Annotated in this window: 9 protein-coding genes; 1 reads left to right on the top strand and 8 read right to left on the bottom strand. The window is 35.1% G+C overall.

All coding sequences use genetic code 11. From position 1 onward, the window contains the following. Positions 1-5: 5 nt before the first annotated feature. From VB776_RS16985 to VB776_RS16950, 8 genes are all read right to left on the bottom strand, one after another. Positions 6-1,127 (bottom strand): endo-1,4-beta-xylanase, encoded by a 1,122-nt coding sequence (locus VB776_RS16985; RefSeq protein ID WP_323698067.1) that lies wholly within the window; start codon positions 1,125-1,127, stop codon positions 6-8. Between the two features lie 616 nt (positions 1,128-1,743). After that, positions 1,744-3,270: a hypothetical protein gene (locus VB776_RS16980; protein ID WP_323698066.1), complete on the bottom strand. Its 1,527-nt coding sequence runs from the start codon at positions 3,268-3,270 to the stop codon at positions 1,744-1,746. Positions 3,271-3,327: 57 nt separating this feature from the next. Continuing rightward, positions 3,328-4,194 (bottom strand): hydroxypyruvate isomerase family protein, encoded by an 867-nt coding sequence (locus tag VB776_RS16975; RefSeq protein WP_323698065.1) that lies wholly within the window; start codon positions 4,192-4,194, stop codon positions 3,328-3,330. Positions 4,195-4,257: 63 nt separating this feature from the next. Then, positions 4,258-7,149: a TonB-dependent receptor domain-containing protein gene (locus VB776_RS16970; protein ID WP_323698064.1), complete on the bottom strand. Its 2,892-nt coding sequence runs from the start codon at positions 7,147-7,149 to the stop codon at positions 4,258-4,260. Positions 7,150-7,306: 157 nt separating this feature from the next. After that, a complete protein-coding gene (galA, locus tag VB776_RS16965) occupies positions 7,307-10,099 on the bottom strand; it encodes a beta-galactosidase GalA (protein ID WP_323698063.1) in 2,793 nt (930 codons plus the stop codon). A gap of 13 nt (positions 10,100-10,112) precedes the next feature. Next, positions 10,113-10,931, bottom strand: a complete 819-nt coding sequence (locus tag VB776_RS16960) for an SDR family NAD(P)-dependent oxidoreductase (protein WP_323698062.1) — start codon at positions 10,929-10,931, stop codon at positions 10,113-10,115. 135 nt (positions 10,932-11,066) lie between these two features. Further along, positions 11,067-11,447 carry a hypothetical protein gene (locus VB776_RS16955; RefSeq protein ID WP_323698060.1) on the bottom strand — a complete coding sequence of 127 codons (381 nt, stop codon included), beginning with the start codon at positions 11,445-11,447 and terminating at the stop codon, positions 11,067-11,069. Positions 11,448-11,482: 35 nt separating this feature from the next. Then, positions 11,483-14,881, bottom strand: a complete 3,399-nt coding sequence (locus VB776_RS16950; RefSeq protein WP_323698059.1) for a ThuA domain-containing protein — start codon at positions 14,879-14,881, stop codon at positions 11,483-11,485. A gap of 448 nt (positions 14,882-15,329) precedes the next feature. On the opposite strand from VB776_RS16950, the gene VB776_RS16945 reads away from it, so the two are divergent. Then, positions 15,330-16,148, top strand: coding sequence for an NUDIX hydrolase (locus VB776_RS16945; protein WP_323698058.1), 819 nt, complete (start codon positions 15,330-15,332; stop codon positions 16,146-16,148). Positions 16,149-16,639: the final 491 nt, after the last annotated feature.

The following is a 16,639-nucleotide window of genomic DNA, read 5'->3' as shown; positions in this document are numbered from 1 at the left end:
TTAAATTATTTTGCAGTTTTTAGATTCAATACAGCCTGATATGCTTTTTTAGGCTCTAAAGCTCTATCGAACAACAAAGGATAATTGGTACGATTGCGGATTGGGAAACCATTTAACCATGAGTGACTATCGTCAACTCCCCAAAAAGTTACTCTACTAATTTTGTCTCTGTGTTTCAAGAAAAGCTTGAAAATATCGGTATAACGATTGGCAAGAGCTGTCTGAACAGAATCGGGTAAAGCATCTTTATAAGGATTCATCTCAGGGCTTTCTGCAAATCGTTGATTAACATCAGCCCCTCGTAAATCCCAAGGGTTAGGTAATACAGTAAGGTCTAGTTCGGTGAAAGCCACCTTGATGCCCAATTTTGAAAATTCAATAATTGAGTCTTCTATGTCCTTCAGATTAAGCGTTTTGATACTCCAATGTCCTTGAATACCAACTCCGTCTATTTTCGTACCACTTGCTTGCAATTTTTTGATAAGTTCAATCGCTCCTTTTCGTTTGGCTGGTTGCTCAATATTATAATCGTTGTAGTACAGAGACGCATTTGGGTCAGCTTTGGCAGCCAATTCAAAAGCTTCTTTGATATAGCCTTCGCCCAGTTTATTCAAAAAAACAGATTTGCGTAATGTTCCGTCCTCATTCAAAGCCTCATTCACAACATCCCAACTATTAATCTTGCCCGCATACCTTCCTGCAACTGTATTAATATGTTCGGTCATAAATATACGTACTGAGTCAGCATTTTTAATTTTAGCGACAAAAGCTGGTAATTGTGAATGCCAAACCAAAGTATGCCCCACTACATACATCTCATTTTTCTGACCATACTCAACATATTTATCCGCTAAATCAAAATTATAACGATCGGGTGTAGGATGAATCAGTTGAGATTTCATGATGTTCTCAGGAGTAATTGCATTAAATTCTCGCTTAATCAACACATTTGCTTTTTCATTTCTTTCCAGAATATGTTCAGTTCCTAAGGCTGTGCCTATCAGAAAATCTTCTTGATAAGCCGATTTTAGCGATTGAGTTTTATTCTGACCAAAAGACAGATGAGTAGATAAAGCACAAAATAATAATGTGCTACAAATAGGTTTTGTTATTTTGCAATAATCCATAATTTTTTGTTATAAATATGTTAATTGATGATTCGTTTTAATTTACATTATGTTAAATCTCTTTCCTTTACTTCGACCTTCCTCTTTTGGAAATAATTTTAGAGAAAACTGCTCCAAATAAGAAATCAGGAGCAGTCCAAGAATCTAATAATCAGTCTTTACAAAAAAGTTCTGAGAGAATTTAGAGCAGTCATTTTTACAATTAAAAGGAGGAATAAGATGATTGATTTTTTTCATGAGATTGTTAAATATGATTGTTTTTATCTGAGTACTTTTTTGTGGTTGTAAAGTAAGTAAATCGATAAAAAATTAAGTAGCACATATCATCATATCTCCACTCCAAATGTTCAGTGAACGTAAAATTGTGAAAGAAACACCCTAAATATTAATAAAATCAGGAGAAAATATAGGAAATGTGTGTGAAAGCAGGAAGAAAGTATAGCAGAGCATTAATACTAAAGCTGTAGAATTGGGAAAATGTTTATTAGCTAATAACGCTATTTTGTATAAAATTTTATAGATTAAAACAACAAGATCAACTTTTGATAGCAAATGAATAAGTACATTCAATATTCATTTGCTATCTGTGAAATTTAAAATTTCCTTAAATAAGCTATTAAATCTTTGAAAAAGCCAGAAAAGCAATACTATGAGCTGGTAGTTGTACATTCCCCTTTTTTACTGTTTCTCCTTTAATAGTTGGAATAGTGTCATCTTTTGTAAGTAATAATTCCTTTCCATTGAGTTTTACTTTTTTAGTAAGGAGTTCTTCAGCAGTGAGCAAATATATTTTTCCGCCAGAAGGTACTTCAATGGAAGCATTTTTATCATTTGTATTTACTACTAAAACGGCTCTTCCGTTTGATTTTCCTTTTAAATTATGAACAAAAATATCTACACCATCTGTTGATGTTCCTGCTTCAAATACCTGAGTCCCCATCAATTTATTCCATAATAATGCCGCCCAATAGTTGGGTCTTGGTGTATGCGTATCGTGGTCGAGTAAAGCGTATTCACTTCGAGCTAAAGTATTGTGCATCACTACTTGTACACCTTTTTTGGCAAGTCGTCCCAATTGTTCTAAATAGCGAAAAGTATCAATATAAGTAGCCGCCATCGGATTACCCCCACAAGCCGTTTCGGCTGTTTCGGTCAACCAAATAGGCGTGTTTGACATATATTTATCTCTTACATTTTGATAAAACTCAAGCCCTTTTTCTGTTTTACTCAACCATTCGTTCGTCAATGCCATAGCAGGCTTTTGCCCGCCCATGCAGCGTTGCGACACTGTGCCATAGTAATGATAAGTAAATACCTCAAACGTAGGTTTTGGCGAAGCTCCCAATATTTTATCAATAGGAATATCTAAACCAGAAGGCAAAATACCGCCTTCACCCGTAGAGCCTGGCCCTAAAATTTTCATGTTGGGAAACTCTTTTTTAGAGAATTCTTCAAATACAGAAAAATCTTTTGCGTAGGTTTCTCCATTATAGCCTTTTGGGGCATCGCCATGATTGGCGTGTGAAGGTTCGTTGAACATTTCTGCCGCTACGATTTCGCCACCGATTGACTTTGTGTAATCCATGATAGATTTTACATATTTCGGCGACCAATTGCCATCTTTATCTCTTACGCCTTCACTTATGGGAAACGAACTCACCAATTTGCCATCAATTGCCTTACAGAAATCTACAACTCCTTTCCACTGGCTGCGAGTAAGGATATTTTTAAAACCTGCTGGCGGATTTGCCAAAGGTGCTTCGTCGTTGTCTTGAAAATAAATCGCATTTGCCCAAGTTCCACTTACTCTTACATAAGTTGGTCCTAAAGCAGATGCTAAGTTTCTGAGCTTTTTCTCATATAAATTGATTGGCTCAATTTTCCATTTCAAAGCGGCAAAACCCGTTTTTTTAGAAGTTTTTCTGACAGAGTCTATCAAATTATAAGGAATCCAGAAATCGCCTCCAATTACTTCACACATTTCTACATTAAAAGACTGATAGCGTTCGTCCACTTGCCCAATCAACTTCATTTGTTTTAAGTTGATGGATTTTGCCTGTGAGCTTTGTGTATTTTGAGCAAAAGAAGATATGGCAAATCCAGATAGGATACTTATGCCCAAGAAAAACTGTTTAATTTTCATGATTTTGAGATTTATGATTTTGGAAATATCCTTATTTAGTATCCTATCATATTGAGTTTAAACGTCACAAAGCATAACACCTTGCTTTAATGAGGCGATTTTATCCTCTCTTTTAGGAATAAACTCTTGTGCTACGAAGCCTTGATAGCCTGTTTCTACGATGGCTTCCATAATAGCAGGATAATTCAATTCTTGTGAAGCATCTATTTCATGCCTGCCTGGTACTCCGCCAGTATGGTAATGTCCAAAATATGGATGATACTTTTTAATGGTGGCAATTATATCTCCATCCATGATTTGAGCATGGTAGATGTCATACACAATTTTGAAATTGGGTGAATCGACTTTCTTACAAAGTTCAACTGCCCATTCGGTATGGTCGCACATATAATTGGGGTGATCAACTTTACTGTTGAGTAATTCAATCATAATATTTATACCATTTTTCTCCGCATAAGGCATCAATTTTTTCAGTCCGATTGCACAGTTTTCCAAACCTTGCTGGTCATTGATACTTGCATCTCTATTTCCTGAAAAACAAATGATATTTTTGAAACCAGCCTTGGCTGTTTCATCAATGAGGTAATGATAGAATTTTGTTAATCCTTCATGGTTTTCAATTTTATTCCAAGCTTTTTCGATGCCCCAACCTTGCCCAATACCCGATACCATGCCGCAAACAAGATTATGTTTTTGTAGCGTAGGAAAAGTATCTACAGCAAGGATTTCGACAGACTGAATACCCATTTCTTTGGAAGCGATACAGAGTTCATCCAAAGACATGGGGTTAAAAACCCAGTGACAGACCGAATGATTAATGCGACCTTTGAGCTTATTACTTTGCTCGGTTTCGGTTGCATAAATTTGATTTTTGATAGAACCAACTGTTGTTCCCAAAGCTGTTACTCCGATATTTTTTTTCATGATTTTCTACGAGAATTATTCATGATAAAGATAATTAGGGAGAGTAATTACTCTCCCTAAACATTAAAATTTATAACTCAAAGTCAAAAAGTAAGCCCTTGGCGGTAAGGACGTAGTGTTAAATATTGCATTAGGATTGGCTTCGATTGAAGCTTTTGTAACACCTTGAGTATTCAAAGCAGCAGGAAAACCGCCAGTACCAGCCCAACCCATTACGCCATAATTATTAAAAACGTTGTTGATATTAGCTTGAACCGATAAATGCTGATTTACATTATAGCCCAAGTTGATGTTGGTTTGTGTAAAGGCTGGTAGGTAAAATGCGTTGGCAATATTGGCTTGTCTTTTACCCATATAGGTCATATCCACTGATGCAAAAAACGTAGTTGAGTTCCAGTAAGGTGATATTCTTGCTAAAGCTTGTGGTACATTTTCGTTTTCATTTCCTGAATAACTCACTATTTTATCATCAGCTTTTCCATTGCCATTTAATGCCCAAACGTTGTAGTCAACAGCAGTTGATTTTTGGAAAGTAACATTTCCTCTAATTCCGACATTTTTGGTAATTGTATAATTTCCTTCTAATTCCACACCAACTGTTTCGGCTTTGTTATAAAGTACTGTTGTTGAATAAGCAGATGAGGCATCTGCCGTTTCTTGTCCATACGCTTGCTGAGGCACATTACCCAAAATACTATAAAAAGGTGTGATGAATAAACTTAGTTTATCTCTTCTAAGCTTAGCACCAATTTCATACATCTGAGTAGATTGAGCAATTGGGTTTAAGAAATTTGAATTTGAAGCTGTATTGATAGAAAGATAAATACTGACATCTGGAGCTTTTTTTCCTAAAGAATAACGACCATACAAAGCAAAATCGTCGTTTACTTTATAGTTCAACCCTGTTGAAAATGAAGTTGTATTTACCGTTTTATCGTAATCGTATTTTGACGTAATCTTGCCAGCAGTATTATCATAAAGCGTTAATGGGTCGCCATCTGTTCCACCGTTTGGTAAGTTATATGAAGTACCTATTTGGTTTGTTCCTTTCACTCGAATACTTTCATAACGAATACCCCAATCAAAATTTAATTTCGGTGATATTTCCCAATTATGTCCTAAAAATACAGCAGCTTGATTGAAAGTTACATCAAACAAACTGGCAGGGTTACTTTTGTTGCTTCCACCAACAATTCCATCAGCATTAGTCAATTTTTGAATTTGTCCAGTTGCAGGATCAGTAAATGTAATTACAGTAGCTTTGGGATAATTTGAGAGCATTTGAGTGAAAGCTGTACCTGCTCCTGTCGTTGTTCTGCTGATGTCCGAAGCTACATAATACAAACCACCAGAGAAACTCATTTTGTCAATTTTCTTCGTAACTGTTAATTGTTCAACTAATTCCTTTACTTTATTATCACTTACAACTAATGGATTAAAAATCAGAGAATTTGCTTGTATTTCTGCTCCAGGCAATGTACCTGTAGGTGTGAATTTTAAGCCAGTAGCTCCAAATCCTTGATTAACTGTCAATAATGTTTGTCCCGTAGCTGCATCTGAAAAAGTGTAAAGACCAAATTTAGGAACCCAACCATTAAGTCCATAAAAAGTAACACCATCCACAGCAAATGGAAAAGGTACTTGTGTACTATTCCAGTATGAACTTTTATCAGAAACTCTAATTTTGTTATCAATATTCCAGCCTTTTCCCAAATCAAAATCAGCGTTCAGCCCAATAGAAAATTCTTTATTATGAATTTTATCAGCAGAATTAAATGTTTGCTGCGTTTTTGAATCATTTAAAAAATACGTTGCCTTAATTGGAGGTAATAAAAATGAAGTATTTTCAGTTACACCAGGAGCCAATCTTGGATTATTAAAATCAACGGTTGGCAAAAAATCGTTAAATGAGTTTTTATCATCAAGGTATTTCACATATAATTTTAAAGAACCATTGCCCAGATGTTTTATCAAATTTGCCTTGAATTGACCACCATTATTAAGCGGATAACCCGAATATCTTGGACCATCATTTTGTCTATAAAAACCTCCCATATTAAAGTAAAGACTATTTGATATACCAATTGGTCCGCCAATATTGGCATCCATTCTGTAATATGGATTGGCGGCTTTATTCCCTTCAAGTCCATATTTTGCTCTCACTTCAGCCTTTAATTCAGAAGTACCCGTTTTAGAAACATAGTTAAAAATCCCTCCTGGAGCGTTATTCCCTAAAATAGAGGCAGTTCCACCACGCACAGCCTCTACTTTACCCAAAGTAAGGTCTGATCTAAGAAAAAAATCTGGTGCATAATTGGTGTATTGAGCTCCCGTAACAGGAAGTCCATCTTCTTGCATTGAAACATAATAATATCCATTTACGCCACCAAAACCACGAGACGAAACTTCGTTTTTGATTTCCCCAGCCGCAGAGTTTACAAAAATTCCGGGAATATTTTTTAAAATTTCAGCAGCACTTGTAGGTGCTTGTAATTCAATTTGTTTTGAATTCAAGACTGAAATTGCCACCGATGATTCCATTCTGGTACGTTTATCGAATACACCTGTAACGATTACTTGGTCTAATGAAGCAATGTCTTCTTTTAAAACGATATTAATGGTTTTTTGATTTCCCACGACAATATCTTGTGAGCTATAGCCAATCATTGTTACCATTAAAACGCTATTTGCATCAGGTACATCAAGCGTAAATTTGCCATTGTTGTCTGTAATTGTTCCCAAACGAGTTCCCTTTACAAGGATTGAAGCACCAATTAAGGGTTCATTTTTTTCATCTTTAATAGTACCTGTTATCGTCTCCTTCACAATACTTACTGAGGAGATAGAAACATTCAATTCGTTTTTTGCCAAAGCCAAAGCGGGCATTAAAGTAGTGCCAATAAGCACTATTCCTTGAAATACCATTGATTTCAAAGGTTGTAAAGATTTTTTCATACTTTTGTATGTTTTGTTTTTGGGTTAAAAAATAAAACAAGCATTATACTCTTATTTTGGTGGCCAGACCAAAACAGCGTATTGAAAGCCAGTGATTATGCCAGTAATCATTGGCTTTTTTGGTACTCAAATTAAATGTAATGAAGAAGAATGACTACTACTCAATGGTAACAAGTCCGCCTAAACCTGCTCGTTGATTTTTTTCTGTTTCTATCAATACCACCAACTTATAATTTTTATTCTGTCCGTTAAATGGTATGCTTATCGTTGTACTTTCATGAGTATCTTTTTTGAAAATTAATTGATTATCCAGCCAAAATTCAGCTTTCCCAATAAGATTTTTAAAAACCAATTTTCTATTTTTTAGATTATCGTTTAAACTAAAACTCGTTCGTAATAGTGCATATTTTCCTTCGGTAAATGCCTGTAATTGAGAAGATTTAGTCGGTAGCCAAGAATTCATATCATTCTCAGCTATTTCCTGTGTTGGATTAGGTTTATTATCTGAAAATGCACTGATATGCCACTCATTTAATTCAATAACTGGATTTATTACTTTTACATAAGGCATAATAGTCGCTTTTCTCAATGGGATTCTCAAACTAAATGGTTTTAAGCCTTCTGTACTTGCTACTAATTCAATTGTGTTGGTATCCTCATCAGCTTGTATAATTACTTGGGCTAATCCATTAAAAAGGCTTCGCTGGTTTACTTTTTCTAATTCGTGCGAATTGGGATTTCCATTACCAACACCAATAATTTTTCCACTTCCTTTTATCTTAAATTGAATAAGGTTTTGAGCCGTAGGAACTTCTCTCCCCTTTTTATCAATGACCTTTACTGTAATCGGCATGGCATCTTGTCCATCAGCATTTAAAAATAAGCGGTCTGGTATAAGCTGCACGGCAAAAGGTTCATCACTTGTTTCTACTTTTGTTCTACTTACTTCTTTCCCATTTTTATAACCGACTGCTTCTAATTTTCCTTTTTGGAAAGGCACAGAAAAAGTATTCATGTCGTATTTATCAACCTTTTGTCCAGCAATCATTTTTCCATTCAAGAGTAATTTCAAACTATCTGCATTACTCATCACCATTACTTTAATGGATTTTCCAAGGCTATCAACCCAATTCCAATGAGGTGCAATATTGATAATGGGTTTGTCTTTTATCCATTGAGCCTGATGAATGTAAAAAGCTGTTTTAGGAAATCCGCATAAATCCATCGCTCCAAAAAACGAACTTGCCGAAGGCCAAGTAAAAGGAGTCGGTTCTCCTCTATAATCAAAACCTGTCCAAACAAAAGCTCCTGCTAAAAATGGTCGTTCGGCAATGGCTTTCCAAGCGTTGCGATGCGTAGCTCCCCAAATAGCTCTTTCTGAATCATAAGCATCCATGATGTTTTTAGCTTTGTCGGTTTTGTATTCTCCTCTCACTTGAAAAGCAGAAACATCTTCTGAACTTGTTAGCTTCATGGTGGGATTTTCTTTATGAAAACGGTCATACGACTGCATTTGGTAATTAAATCCCACAACATCAACGGCTTGTGATACATTCTTGGAAGCAAACAAACCTCCATTCATGGCTGCGGTAACAGGACGAGTATTATCTAAACTTTTTACTTCTGCATTCATTCTACGTACCATTTCGTAGCCTTGTTCAGAGCCTTGCATGGGTTCTTCATTAAATACCGACCAAAGAATAATACTTGGATGATTTCGGTCACGACGTACCATCCAACGTAACTGATTCATGTATTCAGACGAAATATTGAAATTTCTATTTTCATCCATTACCATGATTCCCATTTTATCACACAAATCCAAAAACTCAACTGAAGGTGGATGATGTGAACAACGATAGGCATTTACTCCCATTTCTTTTAGTTTTCGTAACCTAAACTCAATAATAGATTCGGGTACAGCAACTCCTACGCCTGCATGGTCTTGATGATTACAAACCCCTTGAATTTTAATATTTTTTTCATTTAAGAAAAAACCTGAATCGGCATCAAAACGAATGGTTCTAAAACCACAATTAGTTACAACAGAGTCAACAATAACATTGGCTTGTTTTACAATGGTTTTTACTTGGTAGAGATACGGATTTTCGAGTGTCCATAAAGTTGGGTTATCTACTGAAAGATTTAGATTGACCACTCCTTTTTTCAATATTCCTACTTCATTTTGAGTACTTTGACTGGCTAATCTTTTCCCTTGAGTATCCAAAACACTTACTTCAATATTGGCATTAGTAGTACTTGCACCGCTATTTTCAAGGGTAATTTCTACTGGTAATTTCCAAGTATTCTCATATTTGACAGGTTGTGCATACACGCCATCAGTAGCAACGTGTAGGGGCGAACGTTTCAAGAGCCAAGTATGGCGGTAAATTCCAGCTCCTTCATACCACCAGCCCTCTTGCGTATCAGCATCTACTCTTACTGCCAATGTATTCACTTCGTCCCCGTACTTTGCTAAAGCAGTTATATCCAAATACATAGATGTATAACCGCAAAAATTTCGATGAATTAATATACCATTCAACCAAATGGTAGCATGCGTAGCAATACCGTCAAATTGAATTTCAATATATTTCCCTTTGTCCGTGGCATCTAATTTGAATTGACGACGATACCAACCAATACCACGTTTACGATAGCCTTGTGAGACATTTTCATTTTTATCAAATTCTCCTTCAACAGCCCAATCATGAGGTAGCGTAATACTTTGCCAAGTTTTGTCATTAAAATTGGCAGAAGCTGCCCCTAAAGCATTGGCTGCTTTGGCATTATTATAACTTTCACGATGTCCTTTCACAGTTGGGAAAGGAATATCACCTTTAAAAAACCTCCAGCCTTTATCAAGTGATAGTTTTTCATAAGGAGCTTGTCCATTTCCTTTCCACGAAAGTATAGACAAGAACAGCCATAATAAAAGATTTTTTTTCATAGCATATTACGATTTACATTTCTACCTTTTTCATCATTTTACCGATGAGATTTGTCGCAAATCTTGGGCTAAGACGATAAAGAAAATCTAACATCGTAGCATCTTTACCAACAGTTACTCGAAACTTATTTTTCTCCATTGCCTGAATAATTATTTCAGCAGCTTTGGCTGGCGAAAGTGCCATTTTCCCAGCAGCAGCAGCATTTTTCGGGTCGGATAAGTCCACTTTTGGTTTTCCTAATCCTGAGTTTTCAGTGATATTGGTGGCTATTGCTCCTGGATGAACTACTGTGACGTTTACTTTCGTATCTTTTAATTCGGCATAAAGCCCTTCTGTAAAGATTTTTACAGCTGCTTTTGCTGCTCCATAAATCGTCTGTTTCGGAAATGGAATAAAGCCTCCCATACTCGAAATATTCACAATATGTGCTTCTGGACGTTCTAAAAATAAAGGAAGAAAAGCCTTCGTAAGATATACCGTTCCATAAAAATTGACATTCATTACTCGATTAATGTCTTCGATGCTAATTTCATTTACGGTAATAAATTTCTGGATAATTCCTGCATTATTAATGATACCGTCCACCGTTTTGAAATGATTTAAAACTTCATCAGGCATAGCTTCAACTTTAGCTCTATCTGTAATATCCAATGCAAAACCCTTAAAACGTTCGTCGCCTACATTAGCTATTTTTTGAGTTTCATTGAGTGCATTGATGTTAATATCAACGCCTACCACATTGGCGTTTTTTCGGAGTAAAAGTAATGTCAATTCACGTCCTATACCATTTCCTGCCCCTGTAACGATAATGGTTTTATTGGATACTTGCATAACTTTGGCTTTTTTTAGACGAGAATTATTCGTCAAATTGAATTAAAATCTTAAAGAAAAGGCGATTTTATCGCAATCGCCTTTATCTGCATCACTTATACAGTTTTAAACATGGGTATGTTTAAATAAATACTCTTACTCTTTAATTCTTAGACCTTTAGCATCAAACATACTCATCATGCTACCTTTCAGAGTATTATCATCTACTTTATTGAACTCAAGATTTACATCATATCCTTGTGCTGAAAAATAGATTACAATTTTCTCTGCTGATTCTTCAATTTTAGTGATAGCAATTTTTTCAGAAGCAGGCATAGCTGGAGAAGTTAAATCTCCTGTTAAAGCTCCATCTTTACGAATAAGATTTGTTAGAAATTTAGCATCTCCTTGAGGTGTTCCTAACACTGTAAATTCCCATTTTCCTGCCCAAAAATCTGTTGGTTTTGTGCTTTGAGAGAAACCTTTCACGACAATTCCGAAAAGGAATATAAACAGTATTAAACTTACTTTTTTCATTTGATTATTTGTTTTACGTTTAAATTTTATCTTGCTTATTCTTTCAACTTAAATTCAATCCCAAAAATCAACATCAACGAACGTTGTTCTGGACTTGGGTTGACAAATACCAAATACACATTATGAGACTTGTTATCATGGTTATTTGGCAGATTTAATGGAATTATCAATTGTTTTCGTCCACTACCAGCTTCCATTATTTCTGACTTGCCAAGTAATATGCCTTGTGGACTATCCAGTCTGATTTCTACAGTTCCACCTTTCATAATTACTCCTTGTTTCGGTGCCATTGCCGTAACTGAAACTTCATTTATTTGGGCTAAATCAATTTCTTTAAGCCCTAAAAAAGCACCATTTTGCGATGGTATCAGTAAATTATTTCCGCCAGAAGCTACTTTTCTAACGTCATTATAAGTATCAAAGCCTGCTAAATCTATTTTTGAATTTCTCAACACTAACGTTTTTTCATCTTTCAAGGCTGGTAAACCTGGAACACCTTTATCTTGATAGGCAGCTCTTACGATATAAATGCCTTTCCCTTTGTCTCCCTCTGGTATTTTGGCTACATAATTTCCCTTGGTTGGTAGTACTTCTTTTACTTTTTCGTCTGCTAAACTAAGGATATACTTTACCATTTCGCTGGCATCAGTAGATGATAATTGTGGGTGTCCCGACATCATTACTTCTCCCCAAACACCACTTCCACCACTGATTACTTTTTTTGATAATTTATCCAAAGCAGTATTATCTCCTTTATATTTTTGGGCGATAGAGCGATAAGTAGGACCAACTGATTTTTTTTCTTTACTATGGCAAGCCATGCAATCATTCGCTTCAAGCAAACTTTTTCCTTTGGCTACCAACACATTAGCATCTGCACTACGATGTCCCTGAGCAACAGTTACTTTATCGAACCCTTCTGCTAAATAGTCAATATTTACAGCGACTCTTTCGGGTATAATTCCTTTACCTAAAATACCATCTTCCTTATCTTTTACCTTTACCTCATAATTAAATGCTTTGTTGACAACATAGAATGACTTATTACTTTCAGGCATTTCTAAACTCACTTGAGGTGCTTCGTTTCCTGCGGTAATTTCTATTGATTTTGAGCTAATGCCACCTTTACCATCGTCGGCTGTAAGCGTAGCTGTATAAACGCCTTTTTTAAGTAGATTAACAGTAATATCTTGGCTTTTAAAGGTTTGAATGAATCCTTTTTTTGTTGTTATTTTCCAAGTATATTTTAGCATATCGCCATCTGCATCTTTGGTATTTTTAGCAGATAACTTTACAGTTAAAGGTAACGAACCTCCCGATTTATCAGCCGATAATTCAATTTGTGGCTTACGATTACCAGCATTGTATTCAATTCTTATGAGTCGGGCATCGTCATTTTGCGAAAACCAACCTGCACCATACTCCAACATATACAAATCGCCATTGGGAGCAAACTCCATGTCCATCGGATTACTAAATTTTTGACTTGGTATAAAACGTTCCATTGAAACATAATTTCCATCCTTGTCCATCGTGACAACCATAATCGTTCCACGCATCCATTCATAGATAAACAACTTTCCGTCATAATATTTAGAAAAGGCACGGGGTGAATTTTTAAAATTTTCAGTATAAAAAACTGGGCCAGCCATAGCATTACGTCCACCACTTCCCAATAATGGAAATTCTTTCGACTCACCATAAGGATACCAAATAAATGCCTTTTCGGCTGGAGGTAATACTTTTAGTCCAGTATTATTTGGCGAATTATTGGTAGGAGCGTTTACATCCCATTTTTGACCTGAAGTTTTTGTAGCAAAATCGTAATAGGTATAAGCTTTGTTATCACCTACAAAATAAGGCCACCCAAAGTTACCTGCTTTGCGGGCTTGCCCTACTTCATCATAACCTTCTGGCCCTCGTTTGGGGTCTGCTTGAGTAGCATCTGGCCCTACCTCTCCCCAATATACGTATCCAGTTTTAGCGTCAACAGAAATACGATAGGGGTTGCGATGACCCATTGAAAAAATCTCTGGACGAGTTTGCGGCGTACCTACTGGAAATAAATTTCCTTCTGGAATGGTATAGCTACCATCAGCTTGTGGCTTGATTCTAATAATTTTTCCTCGTAAGTCATTGGTATTAGATGCCGATTTTTGAGCATCCCAAGGACCACGTCCTGCTCTCTCATCAATCGGATTGTACCCATCAATTCCTTGGGGATTGGTATTATCACCCGTTGATAAATAAAGATTTCCGTCTTTGTCCCAAGCGATAGAGCCACCTGTGTGAATACACTCTTCACGTTGGACTGGTATTTCTAATAATACCTTTTTAGACTCAGTAATTAATTTATCTTCTCTAAGTTCATAGCGAGCCAATATGTTTTTGGGTTCATCTGGCAAAGAATAATATAAATACACCCAATGATTTTGTACAAAATTAGGGTCTTTGCTTAAACCCAATAAGCCATCTTCAGCTACTCCACCTTTGCAAGCTAAACAGACAGGAATATTCCCAATCGTCTTGAGTTCCTTTGTTTTGTTATTGTATAAACGTACTTCTCCTTTTCTTTGGATAAAAAGAATACGTTCATTATCCAAGACAGTGATTTCAGTAGGTTCATCTAATTTTTCTTTTAAAACTACTTTAGTAAAACGATTTTCTTCTGGTCTGGCAAGACTAAAATCAATTGGTTTTGGGTTTTCTTCACCAGCACTATACAAAATACCAGCCCATAGATGATTCAAAAATAAAGGGTCAGTAAATGTTTCATCAGTATGCCCCATTGCAGTATAAAAAGAACGACCTCCATCAAATTCTTGGTACCAGCTCATCGGGTGATTTTCGCCATTTTTACCGCCTTTGTAACTTTTTTCATCAATAGATAATACTACATTGATTTTGGGAGAAATATCTCTGAAATTATAAAACTCATCTGTTTTCTCAAATTCGTCAGGTATTCCTTGAGTTGCCCAGTAGTTTTTAAGGTTTACTATCATTTTCCCTTTCTGTATATTATTTGGGCTTGGATGATCTAAAAAGTAAGCTCCAACTAATTTTCCATACCAAGCCCAACCATATTCGCAATCAGTGGCTGCATGCACACCCACATATCCGCCTCCAGCTTGAATGTATCGTTCAAAAACATCTTGTTGTACATTATCCAAAATATCACCTGTGGTATTAAGAAAAAGTACTACGTTATATTTTTTAAGATTTTTTTCTTTAAAAGTTTCAGCATCTTCTGTAAAGGTTACATTGAAGCCTTTTTCTTTCGCCATTAACTCCAAAGCTTTTTTACCAGCAGGAATAGACTCATGTCTAAACTCTACGGTTTTGCTAAAAACAAGCATATTTAATTTAGCCTGAGAGAATACTCCGAATGGAAGAAGAATACATCCAATTAGCTTTAAGATTCTTGACAATTTCATCCTTATTTACCCTTTGATTTAATTATTTCAAGACAAAGTTATAAATAAAAACCATATTGTATATTTTTTATACAATAATTTTCAAAAGAATAATTAGACTATTAAAATACAGAATAAAACAAAAACATTTTATTGTATAATTTTAAATACAATAAATAATAGTGTTACTTTTGTAACTCTTAATATTTATGAAGATTTTTTGCTATAAGCATACTTATTAATATGGCGTCTGACTTCTAAATTTATCAAGTTGAGAATAATCTTAAAACAGGAATATTTCTGACTAAACTTCTGATAACACCATTTAACTTTGTAAATACTCAAGAGTATATTTAAACAAAAATATTTTATCATATTTCAGTACAGCAAACATTATAAAATAAGACATGGTTTTACGTTCACGATGAATAAAATCGGTGAAATCTCAATCTAATTATTAAAAGACAAAATGGGAAAAGAAATAGCTTTGAAAGAATTAGAATCTACAAGATGGATTAATTTAAGTCAACAAAATTATATCAATCAAGTATCTATTGATTGTGTAATTTTTGGTTATCAAGACAGACAATTAAAAGTATTAATTCCTAAACTTTCGTACAAAGGAGATTTTTGGGTATTGCCCAGTGGTTTTGTTCTCCAAGATGAAGATATTGACCAAGCTGCCGAGCGTATTCTCCGTGAAAGAACAAGTATCAAGGGAATCTATTTAGAGCAATTTCAAGTATTTGGAAAGGCAAATAGAAATAGTAAAGAGTTTATAAAACTTCTGAAAGAGCTAAATGCTGAGTTAATAGAGAATACAAAATTAAATACTGATGTACATCCTGACTATGAATGGTTTACCAAACGATTTATTTCTATCGGCTATTATGCTTTAGTAGATATAAACAAAGTAGTTCCTCAAAAAAGCCTTATTGATGAGTCGATAGAATGGTACAATATCCATGAAATTCCACCAATGGTGATGGATAATAATGAAATTTTGGAAAATGCACTGAAAGCTTTACGAAATGATATTGACGAAAAGTTAAATGTATTCAACTTGTTACCCGAAAAGTTTACCATAGCCGATGTACAAGAAATATATGAAACAATTTTTGAAAGGACTTATATTAGAACCAACTTTCAAAAGAAGATTTTGGAATTTAATGTATTGGAGCGTTTAGAGAAAAAATTTACAGGTGCTGCAAACAAAGCTCCTTATTTGTATAGATTTAAGGATAATGCTTTGTTGAAGTATAGTCAGTCAAATCTGCCCCAAATTTAATAGACAGTCCCAATAGCACTTTCTCTGTTGTTCTCTGTGTAACCCTAGTACTTTCAAATCTATTTCAAAACGGCTTCTCACAGACAACAATGGCACTCATACTGCCATAATTCTGAGATTTTTTTATTCTTTTTCTTTACCAAGTTCAAGCAAGTCAGAATTCAAGCAATTTTGTTTTTTACTTTTGGATGAACTCCATTGTTTAATTCTATACCTAATGTGACGAATCTTGTTAATCATAAAAAACTTGCAAACATGAAGTTTTACGTCCTATCAAGGTCAAAGTAAAAGCTTTTACGAATTGGTTTTGTGCTATCTCCGTGAACGCATCGACAATAATACTACGAAATGAAATACCTCATTGCTACTAATTGAGGTGGTTCAAAAAAACGGCACACTTTTTTGCATAAAAAATGCGGAAAATGGAATTAAAGAAACCCAAGAAATCACACGCACATTACGAGCCTGATTTTAAAGAGGAAATACTGAGA

It is taken from the genome of Arcicella gelida (assembly GCF_034931025.1).
Taxonomy (GTDB): domain Bacteria; phylum Bacteroidota; class Bacteroidia; order Cytophagales; family Spirosomataceae; genus Arcicella; species Arcicella gelida.
This window is presented reverse-complemented; position numbering and strand designations above follow the sequence as displayed.